This window comes from Phenylobacterium sp. (genome assembly GCF_013822795.1).
GTDB lineage: Bacteria > Pseudomonadota > Alphaproteobacteria > Caulobacterales > Caulobacteraceae > Phenylobacterium.
This window is the reverse complement of sequence record NZ_PNLB01000010.1, coordinates 69,779-82,357: the sequence shown is the minus strand read 5'-3', so window position 1 is coordinate 82,357 and position 12,579 is coordinate 69,779. Positions and strand designations below refer to the sequence as shown.

11 protein-coding genes are annotated in these 12,579 nt (G+C 69.4%); 5 read left to right on the top strand and 6 right to left on the bottom strand.

Features of this window, described 5'->3' with window-relative positions:
- Nucleotides 1-11: 11 nt before the first annotated feature.
- The 4 genes from C0481_RS10760 to C0481_RS10745 all read right to left on the bottom strand — a co-directional run bounded on the left by C0481_RS10760 (nt 12) and on the right by C0481_RS10745 (nt 3,014).
- A complete protein-coding gene (locus tag C0481_RS10760) occupies nt 12-962 on the bottom strand; it encodes a bifunctional helix-turn-helix transcriptional regulator/GNAT family N-acetyltransferase (RefSeq protein WP_293403498.1) in 951 nt (316 codons plus the stop codon).
- Between the two features lie 96 nt (nt 963-1,058).
- Nucleotides 1,059-1,844 carry an RNA methyltransferase gene (locus C0481_RS10755; protein ID WP_293403496.1) on the bottom strand — a complete coding sequence of 262 codons (786 nt, stop codon included), beginning with the start codon at nt 1,842-1,844 and terminating at the stop codon, nt 1,059-1,061.
- Nucleotides 1,841-2,743, bottom strand: a complete 903-nt coding sequence (locus tag C0481_RS10750) for a class I SAM-dependent methyltransferase (RefSeq protein ID WP_293403494.1) — start codon at nt 2,741-2,743, stop codon at nt 1,841-1,843. The genes C0481_RS10755 and C0481_RS10750 overlap by 4 nt, the downstream gene beginning before the upstream one ends.
- A gap of 49 nt (nt 2,744-2,792) precedes the next feature.
- The gene (locus C0481_RS10745) at nt 2,793-3,014 is read right to left on the bottom strand and encodes a hypothetical protein (RefSeq protein WP_293403492.1); all 222 of its coding nucleotides are present in this window, start codon (nt 3,012-3,014) and stop codon (nt 2,793-2,795) included.
- A 197-nt stretch (nt 3,015-3,211) separates the two neighbouring features.
- Between C0481_RS10745 and C0481_RS10740 the strand changes: the two genes are divergently transcribed.
- Together C0481_RS10740 and C0481_RS10735 are read left to right on the top strand one after the other, a co-directional pair.
- Nucleotides 3,212-3,847 (top strand): TetR/AcrR family transcriptional regulator, encoded by a 636-nt coding sequence (locus tag C0481_RS10740; protein WP_293403490.1) that lies wholly within the window; start codon nt 3,212-3,214, stop codon nt 3,845-3,847.
- 112 nt (nt 3,848-3,959) lie between these two features.
- Nucleotides 3,960-5,417, top strand: coding sequence for a DUF1254 domain-containing protein (locus C0481_RS10735; RefSeq protein ID WP_293403488.1), 1,458 nt, complete (start codon nt 3,960-3,962; stop codon nt 5,415-5,417).
- 4 nt (nt 5,418-5,421) lie between these two features.
- On the opposite strand, the gene C0481_RS10730 is transcribed toward C0481_RS10735, so the two are convergent.
- Entirely contained in the window at nt 5,422-6,054 is a 633-nt protein-coding gene (locus tag C0481_RS10730; RefSeq protein WP_293403486.1) for a TetR/AcrR family transcriptional regulator, read from the bottom strand.
- Nucleotides 6,055-6,165: 111 nt separating this feature from the next.
- Between C0481_RS10730 and C0481_RS10725 the strand changes: the two genes are divergently transcribed.
- From C0481_RS10725 to C0481_RS10715, 3 genes are read left to right on the top strand one after another with little or no spacing between them, the layout of a single operon-like run.
- A complete protein-coding gene (locus C0481_RS10725) occupies nt 6,166-7,578 on the top strand; it encodes an efflux transporter outer membrane subunit (RefSeq protein WP_293403484.1) in 1,413 nt (470 codons plus the stop codon).
- Nucleotides 7,579-7,616: 38 nt separating this feature from the next.
- A complete protein-coding gene (locus C0481_RS10720) occupies nt 7,617-8,768 on the top strand; it encodes an HlyD family efflux transporter periplasmic adaptor subunit (RefSeq protein ID WP_293403482.1) in 1,152 nt (383 codons plus the stop codon).
- A gap of 12 nt (nt 8,769-8,780) precedes the next feature.
- Entirely contained in the window at nt 8,781-10,319 is a 1,539-nt protein-coding gene (locus C0481_RS10715) for a DHA2 family efflux MFS transporter permease subunit (RefSeq protein ID WP_293403480.1), read from the top strand.
- 3 nt (nt 10,320-10,322) lie between these two features.
- On the opposite strand, the gene C0481_RS10710 is transcribed toward C0481_RS10715, so the two are convergent.
- On the bottom strand, nt 10,323-12,494 hold the full coding sequence (locus tag C0481_RS10710) for a lytic transglycosylase domain-containing protein (RefSeq protein WP_293403478.1): 2,172 nt from the start codon (nt 12,492-12,494) through the stop codon (nt 10,323-10,325).
- Nucleotides 12,495-12,579 lie beyond the last annotated feature (85 nt).

The following is a 12,579-nucleotide window of genomic DNA, read 5'->3' as shown; positions in this document are numbered from 1 at the left end:
GCTGTCACGCTCTAGCCGCGGAAGCGCATGGCGACGTCGCAGCGCTCATAGCGGGCGCCGAACAGGGCCATCACCTCGGCGTCGTGCTGGAACCCCAGCTTTTCGTAGAGGTGGATGGCCGGTCCGCACTTGGTGTTGGTCAGCAGGTAGAGTTGGTCGGCCGCGCCCATGGCGCGGGCGCGCTCGATCGCCTTCGCCAGCAGGAACTCGCCGACCTTGCGGCCGCGCGCGGACTCCGAGACGCCCATCTTGGTCAGTTCGTACCAGCCGTCCTTGGCCTTCATGATCGCGCAGGTTCCGACCACGCCCAGGCCCTCGGCCTGCGCGAACAGGATCGCGCCGCCGGGGTCGATGATCCGCGCCCGGGGATTGGACATCAGGTCGATGTCGTTGGCCTCCAGCGTGAACATCGCCTCGATCCACTCGGCGTTGATCCGATAGAAGGCCTCGGCCAGATCGTCGGTGAAGTCGCGAACGGCCATGTCGGGGGCCAAGGTCCGTTCGGTCAGCGAGCGTCGGTCGAGGGCGGCCTCGACCGTGGCGAGGGCGTTCATGAGCTCCCGATGGCGGCCGTCGCAGAGCGAGATCGCGGCGGCCTCGACCCGCGGCCAGAGGTCAGCTTCGAGCCGGTCCATGAGCGCTTCGCCCGCGGCGGTGAGCGAGAGCACCTTCTGACGCTGGTCGCGGCCGTCCTTGCCGGCCTCGATCAGGCCTTGCTCGACCAGGGCCTGCAAGGCGCGGGTGGTGGTCGGCTGGCTGACGCGCAGGTGCTGGGCGATGGCGCCGACGGTGAGCGGGCCTTCGCGGCGCAGCACCGCCAGCAGCGGCTGCTGAGCCGGCTGCACCGGCAGGTCCATGGCCTGGAGGATGGCGCCGGCTTCGGTTTGCAGTCGGTCGCCGAGCCGCTTCAGCCGGCTGCCCAGGAACATCACGCCGAGGTCGGAAAGGGTGTCGGGGGTCATCTTGCCGCTCCGCGAGCATGAATATAGCGTGATATATGCATAGCTATATAAATCGGCGTCAAGGCGATTGGCGGGGCTTCGCGGGCGGAGGAGGGGTCAGGTGGCGGCGTAGATCATGATGCCGGTGGCGACCGACAGGTTGAGGCTGTCGGCGCGGCCGCGCATCGGGATCTTGACGTTGACGTCGCAGAGCGCGGCCATTTCCGGCGTCAGGCCCTGCTGCTCGTTGCCCATCAGGATCATGGCCGGCTTGGTGTAGGTCGCCTGGCGATGGTCGACTTCGGCGCTGAGCAGGGTGCCGACCACCGAGCCTGGCCAGGACGCGCGCCAGGCGGCGAACTCGGCCTCGGTCGCCTTGACGATCGGGACGGCGAAGATCGAGCCCATGGTGGCGCGGACCGCCTCGACCGAGAACGGATCGCAGCAGTCGCCGACCAGGATCACGGCGCCGCAGCCGGCGGCGTCGGCGGTGCGCACGATGGTGCCGAGATTGCCGGGATCGCGCACCCGGTGCAGGGCGACGAAGCAGGTCGCGGCGGCCGGATCGAGCGAGGCCAGCGGCGCGAACACCTGGGCGAACACCGCGACGACGGCTTGCGGGTTATCGCGGCGCGAGACCTTGGCGAGGATGTCCTGGGTGACCTCGATCACCTCGCCGCGGGCCGCCAGCGTCGCCTGGATCGCGCGCTTGAGCAGAGGATGGCCCTCGGCGTCCTTGCCGTACATCAGGATGCGCGGCGCGTGGCCGAGTTCGACCGCCTCGGTGACGATCTTCAGGCCCTCGGCCACGAACAGTCCCGACTGCTCGCGCTCCTTGCGCAGGTGCAGGCCGCGGACCGACTTGACCGTCGGGTTGGTCAGCGAGGTGACGAGGCGGCTCATGCCGACCACCGCCCGTAGAAGGACATGCCGATCTGGCGGTCGGCGGCGTCCTCGACCAGGGTCAGTTCGCCCCAGTCGATGGTCCCGGCGCGGCCGCCCAGCTTGGCGGCGCACAGCGACGACAGCGCCGCTCCGGAGATGCGCTCGGCATAGGCGTTGAGCAGCAGGAAAGACGCATTTTCTCCGAGAAGTTCGGCGCATAGGGCCGAAAGCTCAGGCAGGTTTTCGAACAGGCGCCAGACCTCGCCGTCCGGGCCGCGGCCGTACTTCGGCGGGTCGAGGATGATGCCGTCATAGCGTGAGCCGCGGCGCACCTCGCGCTGGACGTAGCGGCGGGCGTCCTCGCAGATCCAGCGGATCGGGCGGTCTTCCAGCCCCGACAGGGCGGCGTTCTCGCGCGCCCAGGCGATGGCCTTCTTGGAGGCGTCGACGTGGGTGACGTGGGCGCCGGCGGCGGCGCAAACCAGGCTGGCGACGCCGGTGTAGCCGAACAGGTTCAGGATGCGCGGCTGATCGGGCAGGGCGCGGACCCGCTGGTCCAGCCAGGCCCAGTTGGCGGCTTGCTCGGGGAAGAAGGCCAGGTGGCGGAAGGCGGTGAAGCGGGCGTGGAAGCGCACGTCGCCCCAGGCCATCGGCCAGCTTTCCTTGGGCTTGCCGCGGAAGCGCCACTTGCCCGCGTCCTCCTCGTCGGACGGATCGAAGACGGCGTCGGCCTTGTCCCAGGTCGCGGCCGGCAGGCGCGGGTCCCACATAGCCTGGGGCTCGGGGCGCACGACGGTATAGGGGCCGTAGCGTTCCAGCTTGCGGCCGCCGCCGCTGTCCAGCAGGGCGTAGTCGGCCCAGCCGGTGGTGCGCATGGCGCCGGGCAGGTCGGCGACGACGGGGGCGGTCTTGGTCATGGCCGCCCACTAGCCGGTTCGCAGCCCGCAGGTCCAGTCCTGCGAGGGCTCAGCGCCCTTGCAGGGCCGCCTCGGTGCCTTCGATCTCTTCCCGGATCCAGTCGTGGCCGGTGGCCGACAGCACGCCGTCGAGGGCGGCCATATGGACCGAAAGCCGCTCACGAATTTCCGGATCGACGTCGGTGCGGGTCGCCATCCATTTGGCGACGAGGTGGAGTCCGAAGGCGCTGTGCAGCGCCAGGCGTTGCAGTTGGTCGTCGGGCAGTCTCATGGCCGCTCCCTCATCCATTCGCCGAGGTAGAACGCCCGAGCGGTCGAAACGCTGCTGTTCGGACGCGAGCCGTTGCGTGAGAGCTTACGTGGCGGCGCCCTTAGTCTCGGATTTGGCTGGCCTTTTCTTTAGTACAGGCTTGCAACCGCGGAGGTTTTGGTTTCCGTTTGTTACAGGACGGACTCGGAAGGATAGCTGTGACCATCGCAGTGACGACACGGCGCTCAGCCCGGAAGCCCAAGGGCGACGGCCACCTTCGCAGGCAGGAGATCCTGGAGGCCGCCGAGCGCATTTTCGTGGCCGAAGGCTACGAGGGTGCGACGATCCGCAAGATCGCCGACGAGGTGGGGGTGTCGTCGACGGCGCTCTACATGCACTTCCCGGACAAGAGCTGCATCCTGCTGGAGATCTGCCAGGGGACGATCCGCAATCTGCTGGAGCGGAACGCCGAGATCGCCGCCAAGCCGATGGACGCGGCCAACCGCGTCAAGCTGATGCTGGACGCCTACATGCGCTGGGGCCTGGAGCATCCGAACGCCTACGAACTGGTGTTCTGCAACGTCGCGCGGCTGGCGGCGGTGATCGGCGAGGAGGAGATGACCGCCGACCTCGGCGACCAGTGCTACCAGGTGTTCTCCGGCGTGGTCCGCGAGATCGCCGCCGAAGGCCGGTTGCGCACCGGCAACGCCGATAGCGCCGCCCAGGCGCTGTGGGCCGCCTGTCATGGCCTGGTCAGCATGATGATCGCCCGTCCGAACTTCGACTGGGCCCCGACCGATGAGCTGATCCACGTCACGCTGGACGGGCTGATGCACGGGCTGGTCGCCGACTAGGGCTTTACGCAACTCAAGCGTTACAAGGCGTCGTCCAAGGGTTTGCACCGATACGCGGCGCGTGCCTGCGAGGCGAGGGTGGCGGTCTGTCCGACAGACCAAGGCCCCGATCATGCTGCAATCTGACATGTCCCAAGCCGCGCCGACCCGCCGGTGGCTGTTCGGCTCAGCCGCCGCCTTCGGTGGCGTGGCGCTGCTGGCCGGCTGCGGACGACAGTCAGGCGAGGCGGACAAGGCGAAGGCGCCGACCACCCTGCCCACGGGGGCGGTGGCCGACGATCCGCGGGCCATCGCCAAGGAGGCGTGGATCTACGCCTATCCGGGACTGATGAACTTCCAGACCCTGGTCACCCAGACGCAGGACCCGAAGAACCCGGCGTATGTCGGGTTCGGCAAGTTCCGCAACTACAGCCAGTTCTTCACGCCGGCCAACCGGGACATCGTCACCCCCAACAACGACACGCCGTACTCGTGGGCGTGGCTGGACCTGCGGGCCGAGCCCTGGGTGCTGAGCGTGCCGGCCGCGCCGGAGGGCCGCTACTACGTCCACCAGTTCATGGACCTGTTCACCCAGATCTTCGGATACGTCGGCGTGCGCGCGACCGGGAGCGAAGCAGGCAGCTATCTGATCGCCGGGCCGCGCTGGACGGGGGCGACGCCGCCCGGGATCAAGGGCGTGCTGAAATCCGAGAGCGACCTGGTCGTCGACCTGGGCCGCACCAGTATGTCCGGTCCGCAGGACCAAGCTGCGCTGAAGGCGTTCCAGGCGCAGTACAAGCTCCAGCCGCTGTCGGCCTTCGCAAAGACCGCGCCGCCGCCGCCGGCCCCGCCGATCAGCTTCCCGCCCTGGAACAAGGAGCGGGCGCTGGGGCCGGATTTCATCAGCTATCTGAACTTCCTGCTGCAGTTCACGCAACCGACGCCGGCCGCCGAGACTGCGCTGATGGCGCGGTTCGCCAAGATCGGGATCGGGCCGGGCAAACCCTTCGACCTGGCTGCGCAGACGCCGGAAATGCGTGAGGCGATCGTCGCCGGCGCCAAGGACGGCGCGGCGGCGCTGGAAGCGCAGGTCGCCAAGACCACCAGCTCGCTCGGCCTGTTCGGCAGCCGCGAGCAGCTTGGCCCCGACTACATGATGAAGCGTGCGGTCGCCGCAGCCACCGGCATCTATGGCAACGCGGCTGAGGAGGCGGTCTATGTCGGGGCCCATAGTGACGCCAGCGGCCAGCCGTTGGACGGGGCAAACCGCTACGAAGTGCATCTGACCAAGGACCAGCTGCCGCCAGCGTCCTATTTCTGGTCGGCGACCATGTACAACCTGCCGGATCGGTTGCTGGTCGAGAATCCGATCAAGCGCTACTCGCTGGGCGATCGCAGCAAGCTGAAGTACGGGCCGGACGGATCGCTGACGCTCTACATCCAGGCGACGTCGCCTGGGCCGAACAAGGAATCCAACTGGCTGCCGAGCCCGGCCAAGGGGCCGTTCAACGTGGTGTTCCGGCTCTATGGCCCCTCGGTCGCGGCGCAACAGGGCAAGTGGCCGACGCCCGCGCTGACCAAGGTGGGGTAGGGCGCTAGTCCGGCCGATAGGCGCGGAGGAAGGTGTCGACGGCGGTCGTCACCTGGTCTTCGACCTCGGTGTCGGTGAGTTCGCCGGTAAGGACGCCCCAGGTGCGCGGCTGGAGCACGCCGGAGATGGTCAGGTCCTTGAACTGCTGGGCGGCGACGAACGGGTCGGCGCGGCGCAGGGATCCCTGGTCCATCAGGTCCGACACGTAGGCCGCCATCTTGGTCAGGATCACCTTGGGGCCCATGTCGTAGAACATGCGGCCGACTTCCGGGAAGCGGCCGCTCTCGCCGACGACGACGCGGTGGATGCCGATCGATTCCGGGGTCAGCAGCAGCTTCAGGAACGCCGCGCCGAAATGCTCGAGGCGCTCGCGGGCGTCGTCGCCCTCGTGTTCGACGTCGAACAGAGTCTCGGCAAGGGCGCCGCACTGGCGCTGCATGACCGCCTCGAACAGCTCTTCCTTGGATTTGAAGTAGTTGTAGAGCGTGCCCTTCGACCCGCCCAGGCGTGCGGCGATGGTCGACATCGACGTCGCCGCGTAGCCGTCGGCCAGGAAGCAGTCGCGCGCGACGTCGAGAATGCCGTCGCGGCGTTCATCGCGGCGTTCTTCGCGCCGGCTCATGGGGGCGGCTGTCATCTGACCATCCTGTACGGTTTGTCCTTGACGAGGTCCAGTGCGAGGAACATATGACCGTACCGTACGGTTTTCTAGACCGCACGTCACTCCAGTCGATTCTCGAGACGCGGCATGGCACGCCTGATCCTTCCCCCCGTGACGGCGGCCCTCCTTTTGGCGGGCTGCGCGGCCGTTCCCGACCTTGGTCCAGCCCCCCAGGTCCGGCCGGCGCAGGCCTATGCCGCAACTTCGAGTTTCGAGGCTCCTCCCGTGGAGTGGCCAGCCGACCAGTGGTGGAAGAGCTATGGCGACGCCCAGCTCGACACCCTGGTCGACGAGGCGCTGGCCGGGGCTCCGAACCTCGTGCAGGCGCAGGCCCGGGTGCGGGCGGCGCAGGCGAGGGCGCAGCAAAGCCGGGCGGCGCTGCTGCCCAGCGTGGCGCTGAACGCCCAGGCCGCGCAGGCCAAGCAGAGCTACAACAACGGCATTCCGCCCGACTTCGTGCCGGAAGGCTATAACGACACCGGCCGCGCGGCGCTGGATCTGACCTTCGATCTCGACCTCTGGGGCAAGAATCGCGCGGCGCTGGCCGCCGCGACGTCGGAAGCCACCGCCGCCGAGATGGATGCCGCCCAGGCGCGGTTGATGCTGACGACCTCGGTGGTCGGGGCCTATGCCGAACTGCAGCGCGCCTTCGCCGTCGAGGACGCGGCGGTGCAGGCCCAGGCCAACCGCGAAGCCACCCGCAAGCTGGTCGCCCAGCAGGTCGAGAATGGCGCGGCCAACAAGGGCGAACTGCGGCAGGCCGAATCCGGACTGGCGAGCGCCAACCAGGAACTGGCCGCCGCGAAGGAGCAGGTCGGCCTGGCCCGCGATGCGATCGCCGCCCTGCTGGGCGCCGGTCCCGACCGCGGCCTGGCGATCGCCAAGCCTCAGGCGCCGGCGGTGCGCGAGTTCGGGCTGCCCTCGAACCTGGCGGCCGACCTGATCGGACGTCGCCCCGACATCGTCGCGGCGCGGCTGCGCGCCGAGGCGGCTGGCAAGCGCATCGATGTCGCCCGCAAGTCCTTCTATCCGAACGTAAATCTCGCAGCCTTCATCGGCGCCCAGTCGCTGGGCCTGGACATGCTGACCGAGAGCGGGTCGGACATCGGCCAAGCCGGTCTGGCGGTCAGCCTGCCGATCTTCCAGGGCGGACGACTGTCAGGCGCCTATCGCGGCGCGCGGGCCGAGTACGACGCCGCGGTCGGCGCCTATGACGCCACCCTCACTCAGGCGCTGAAGGAGGTGGCCGACGCCGCCGTCAGCGAACGGGCGCTGGCCGTCCGGCTGGAAGCCGCGCGCGAGGCCTTGGCCAAGGGCGAGGAAGCTTATCGCATCGCCCGCCTGCGCTACGAAGGCGGCCTGAACTCCTACACCTCGGTGCTGACCGCCGAGAACGCCGTGATCCTGCAGCGGCGGGCCGCCGCCGACTTGGAATCGCGCGCGCTCACCCTTGATGCAGCCCTGGTCCGCGCCCTTGGCGGCGGCTTCCGGGCCGCCTGACCCCAACCGTTTTCCGTCCTCCCCCGGAAAGGTCTCCCATGCCCGACGACATCGGATCGCATCTCCAGCCCGCGGCCGCCGTTGCGACCGCGCCGCCCGCCAATGGCGCGCGGCGCAAGCGCCTGTTCATGATCCTCGGCGGCGTCGTCCTTGCCGGTGCGGTGATCTGGGGGGGCTACTACGTCCTGGTCGGTTCGCGCCATGTGGCGACCGACAACGCCTATGTGAACGCCGACACCGCCCAGGTGACGGCGCTGGTCGCCGGTCCGATCGTGCAGGCTCCGGTCGGTGAGACCACGGTGGTCAAGGCCGGCCAGGTGATCACGGTGATCGATCCGGCCGACTTCCAGCTGGCCGTCGACCGCGCCCGCGCCGAGCTCGGCCAGGCGCAGCGCCGGGTGGGGCAGTACTTCGCCAACGACGAGGCGCTGGGCGCCCAGACCGCAGCGCGGGGCGCCGACATCGCCCGCGCCGAGGCGATGCTGGCCAGCGCCCGGTCCGACTATTCGCGGGCCGAGGTCGAGTACGGCCGTCGCCGCAACCTGGCCGAATCCGGCGCGGTGTCGGGCGACGAGCTGACCCAGGCCGAGAACCGCTATCAGGCCGCCAAGGCCGCGCTGGCCGCTGCGCAGGCGGGCCTGGCCCAGGCCAAGGCCGCAGCCGCGCAGTCGGCTGGCCAGCAGAAGGCCGCCAACGCCCTGGTCGCCGGGACCAATGTCGAGGACAACCCCGAGGTCGCCGCCGCCCGCGCCAAGCTGGCCCAGGCCGAGCTCGACCTGGTCCGCACCACGATCCGCTCGCCGGTCGACGGGGTGGTGGCGCGCAAGAGCGTGGTGGTCGGCCAGAAGGTCGCCAACGGCGCGCCGGTGATGAGCATCGTGCCGATCCAGACCGCCTATGTGGACGCCAACTTCAAGGAAGTGCAGCTGCGCAAGGTGCGCCCCGGCCAGCCGGTCGAACTGACCAGCGATCTCTACGGCAAGGGCGTGAAGTTCCACGGCAAGGTCGCCGGCCTCGGCGGCGGCACCGGCTCGGCGTTCGCGCTGATCCCGGCCCAGAACGCCACCGGCAACTGGATCAAGGTGGTCCAGCGCGTGCCCGTCCGCATCGCCCTAGATCCCAAGGAATTGGCCGAGCATCCGCTGCGCGTCGGTCTGTCCATGGACGCTGTGATCGACATCTCGAAGTAAGGGGCGAGGCCCGTGAGCCAGAGCCAATCGACGCCGGCGCCGGCGCCCCTGACCGGGATGGCGCTGCTGGTCACCGGGCTGCTGCTCGGCCTGGCCAACTTCATGGTGGTGCTGGACATCACCATCGCCAACGTGGCGGTGCCGCACATCGCCGGCGGCCTGGCCGTGTCGCCCAGCCAGGGCACCTGGGTCATCACCTCCTATTCGGTGGCCGAGGCCATCACCGTGCCGCTGTCCGGCTGGCTGGCCCAGCGGTTCGGGGCGGTGAAGGTGTTCGTGTTCGGCCTGGTCGGATTCGGGGTCTGTTCGATCCTCTGCGGTCTGGCCCCGACCTTCGGCTTCCTGGTGTTCGCCCGCGTGCTGCAGGGCCTGTGCGGCGGGCCGATCATGCCGATGTCGCAGACCCTGCTGCTGCAGATCTTCCCCAAGGAGAAAGCGCCCCAGGCGCTGGGCCTGTGGAGCATGACTACGGTGGTCGGCCCGATCGCCGGGCCGATCCTGGGCGGCACGATCTCCGACACCATCGGCTGGCACTGGATCTTTTTCATCAACATCCCCGTCGCCTTCGGGGTGGCGTTCCTGGCCTATCGCGCGCTGATCGCGCGCCAGGGCGCGACGCGCCGCGTGCCGGTCGACTACATGGGCCTGACGCTGCTGATCGTCTGGGTCGGCGCGCTGCAGATCATGCTCGACACCGGCAAGGAGCACGACTGGTTCGCCTCGTCGTTCATCGTCGGTCTGGCGATCGTGGCGGCGGTGGGCTTCGTGTCCTTCCTGATCTGGGAGCTGACCGCCGAGAACCCGATCGTGAACCTGCGGGTGTTCCGCCATCGCGGCTTTTCGATAGGCGTGACGACGCTGAGTCTCACCTTCGGGGCGTTCTTCGCCAGCGTGGTGATCCTGCCGCTCTGGCTACAGACCAACATGGGCTACACCGCCACCTGGGCCGGCTATGCGGCGGCGTTCCAGGGCGTGCTGGCTGTGGTCATGTCGCCGATCGTCGCCAGCCAGGTCGCCAAGCGCGATCCACGGGCGCTGGTCTCATTCGGAGTGTTCTGGATGGCCGGCGTCGCCATCTGGCGCAGCCACTTCGCCACCAACGCCGACTTTATGGCGATCGCCCTGCCGCAGCTGGCGCTGGGCTTCGCCATGCCGTTCTTCTTCATCCCGACCCAGAGCATCGCGCTGGGGGCCGTCGACGAAGAGGAGACGGCCGCGGCGGCCGGGATCGCCAACTTCCTGCGCGTGGTGGCCGGGGCGTTCGCGACCTCGCTGATGACCACGTCATGGGAGAACCAGGCCAGCGCCAAGCGCGCCGAGCTGGTCGGGGCGCTGAACCAGCCGCAGTCAGCGCTGGACGGCATGGTCGCGCAGGGCTTCTCGGCCGACCAGGCGCTGCGGCAGTTGGAAGGGCTGGTGCAGAGCCAGGCGGTGATGCTGTCGACCAACCTGATGTTCCTGACGACCGCGGTGGTCTTCGCCATCGCCGCGACGACCATTTGGCTGGCCCCGCGACCCAAGCGGGCGGCCGGGCCAGGCGGCGGGCACTAGGTCCTAGGGGTTGGGGACCGGCGTGCTGGCCCCGCCGACCGGCAACGGCGGCTGCGGTCCGACCGGGCCGGCATAGCCGCCGTAGGAGCCGCGCTTGAGGTCGGCGCTGAGGGTGATCGGGGCTGAGCCGCCGGCAAGCCGAGCGCGGTAGACCTGCATGCCTTCCATGACCCGCATCACGTAGTTGCGGGTCTCCGAGAACGGGATGCACTCGACGAAGTCGACGGGATCGGTGGCGCCGCCGCGGGGATCGCCGCAGAACTGGACCCACTGCGGCGGGCGGCCGGGGCCGGCGTTGTAGGCGGCGATCGCCATCGGATACGAGCCCGAGAAGTTATTGATCTGCCGGCCGAGGAAGGCCTGGCCCAGCTGCATGTTGTAGTCGGGCTGCCAGAGCATCGAAACGTCGTAGCTCATGCCCAGGCCTCGGGCGGTGCTGGCCGCCGTGGCCGGCAGCAGCTGCATCATGCCGCGGGCGTCGGCGCCCGAGCGGGCCATCGGGTCGAAGCCGCTCTCCTGGCGGGTGATGCCCAGGGTCAGGGCCGGCTCCGGCGCGCCGGCCACCGGTGGCGGATTGCGCAGCGGGTAGCCGCGTTCGGGCAGGATGAAGCCACGCTGGGCGGCGGTGCGCACCACCTTCATCGAGGTGTCCTGGTCGCCGTAGCCGCGCGCCAGGTCGACCAGCAGAGCCTGTTCCTCGACCGTCGGCAGGATGTCGTCGAGGGCCAGGACAAAGGTCTTGAAGAGGTCGCGGGCGCCGATCTCGTACAGCAGGCGGGCGGCGCGGACGGTGTCGCGGCTTTCGAAGCGGGCGCGGTCGGCCTGGGTCACCTGCGGATCGGAGCCGAGCACCAGCGGCTGGCCGAGTTTTTCGGTGGAGAGTTGGCCGTAGAAGGTCGTGTTGAACTTGGCGCCGGACGCATAGAACGCCCTGGCCGCGGCCTGGTCGCCGCGCGCCTCGGCGGTGCGGCCCTGCCAGTAGAAGGCGCGGCCGCGGGTGATCGGCGACTGACCGATCCGTTCCAGGTTGGCGAAGTGGACGGCGGCCTGGTCGGGCCGCTTCAGCCGGGTGAGCGCGATCCAACCCGCGTAGAACTCGGCGTCGGCGGCGGGGGCTCCGGTGGTCAGGCCGCTGCCTGCGGCGGCGGCGTAGGCCCCGGCGTAATCGCTGTTGCGCAGCGCGTAGAGGATCAGGCGGTAGCGCTCGGCCCAGATGCGGTCGGCCATGTCGCCGTGTGCAAGGTCGGTCGGGAAGTAGCGGATATTGGCCAGGGCCAGGGTCTCGAGGTTGCGCTGGCGGTAGAAGCTGGCGCGCTCGAAGGCGACGCCCGGGTCGTTGGAAAGGCTGCCGGGCAGGGCGTTCGCCTGGTCGTTGGCGGCCGAGGATCCCGCGCGATAGGCCATCCGCACCTGGGCGACCTGGAGCTGGTCGGGCGGCAACAGCGGCAGGATCTCGCGCGCGGCGGGCCCCTGGGGCCCATAGAGCAGGATGTCGGCGCGGCGGACGTGGTCTTCGGGCGTCAGCATCGACCCGAACCGGGCCAGCATGGTGCGTTGGGGCGTCGCCTCGAACAGCTTGTCGCGCCAGAAGCGGCGGATCAGGTCCTCGGCCTCCTTCTGGCGGCCCGTGGCCTGGTAGGCGCTGGCCAGGGCCATGGCGCCCTCGGCGGTCTGCGGCTCGGAGCCGCCGAACCAGGCGATGACCTGTTGCGGGGTCTGGCCGGAGATCTCCAGCAGCTTCTCGGCGCCGAGTTGGCGGCGGTTGGCGCGCGGCCAGCCGGCGAGGTCGCGACGAGCCTGGTCGACTTCGAAGAACGACATCGATTCCACGGCGGAATCGACCAGCGCCCAGGTGGCGAGCTTCTTGGCGATCGGATCGGAGAGGGCGGCGATCCCGGCCCGGGCGGTGGTGACGTCGCCGCGCCTGGCTGCGGCCAGGGCCGAGCTGAGCGTCGCGGAATCGGTCATCGACAGCGACTGGCGGTAGGCGGTCGGCGGGGTCTGGGTCAGCTCGATCGGGCGCGGCCCTTCGGCCGGCGGCCGCTCGGGTCCGGAGAACGGCCGGTAAGCCCCCTGAGCCGGCGCGCCCTGAGTCGGCGCCTGGGCGTTGGCCATGGTGGCCAGCAGGGCGATCGAGGCGGTGGTCAGAAAAGCTTTACGGGCCTTGGACGGCAAGGTGACGTACTCCGGTCTCGCGGAAGAATGAAACTATGTTGCGGCGCGGGGGCGCCCCGCCATATTGTCCGGCCAAATCATGAGG

Bases quoted from the DNA above. Each gene is read 5' to 3' on its own strand.
- C0481_RS10720 (WP_293403482.1), top strand. From the start codon at position 7,617: ATGCCCGACGACATCGGATCGCATCTCCAGCCCGCGGCCGCCGTTGCG.
- C0481_RS10760 (WP_293403498.1), bottom strand. From the start codon at position 962: ATGACCCCCGACACCCTTTCCGACCTCGGCGTGATGTTCCTGGGCAGC.
- C0481_RS10725 (WP_293403484.1), top strand. From the start codon at position 6,166: ATGGCACGCCTGATCCTTCCCCCCGTGACGGCGGCCCTCCTTTTGGCG.
- C0481_RS10750 (WP_293403494.1), bottom strand. From the start codon at position 2,743: ATGACCAAGACCGCCCCCGTCGTCGCCGACCTGCCCGGCGCCATGCGC.
- C0481_RS10755 (WP_293403496.1), bottom strand. From the start codon at position 1,844: ATGAGCCGCCTCGTCACCTCGCTGACCAACCCGACGGTCAAGTCGGTC.
- C0481_RS10730 (WP_293403486.1), bottom strand. From the start codon at position 6,054: ATGACAGCCGCCCCCATGAGCCGGCGCGAAGAACGCCGCGATGAACGC.
- C0481_RS10735 (WP_293403488.1), top strand. From the start codon at position 3,960: ATGCTGCAATCTGACATGTCCCAAGCCGCGCCGACCCGCCGGTGGCTG.
- C0481_RS10745 (WP_293403492.1), bottom strand. From the start codon at position 3,014: ATGAGACTGCCCGACGACCAACTGCAACGCCTGGCGCTGCACAGCGCC.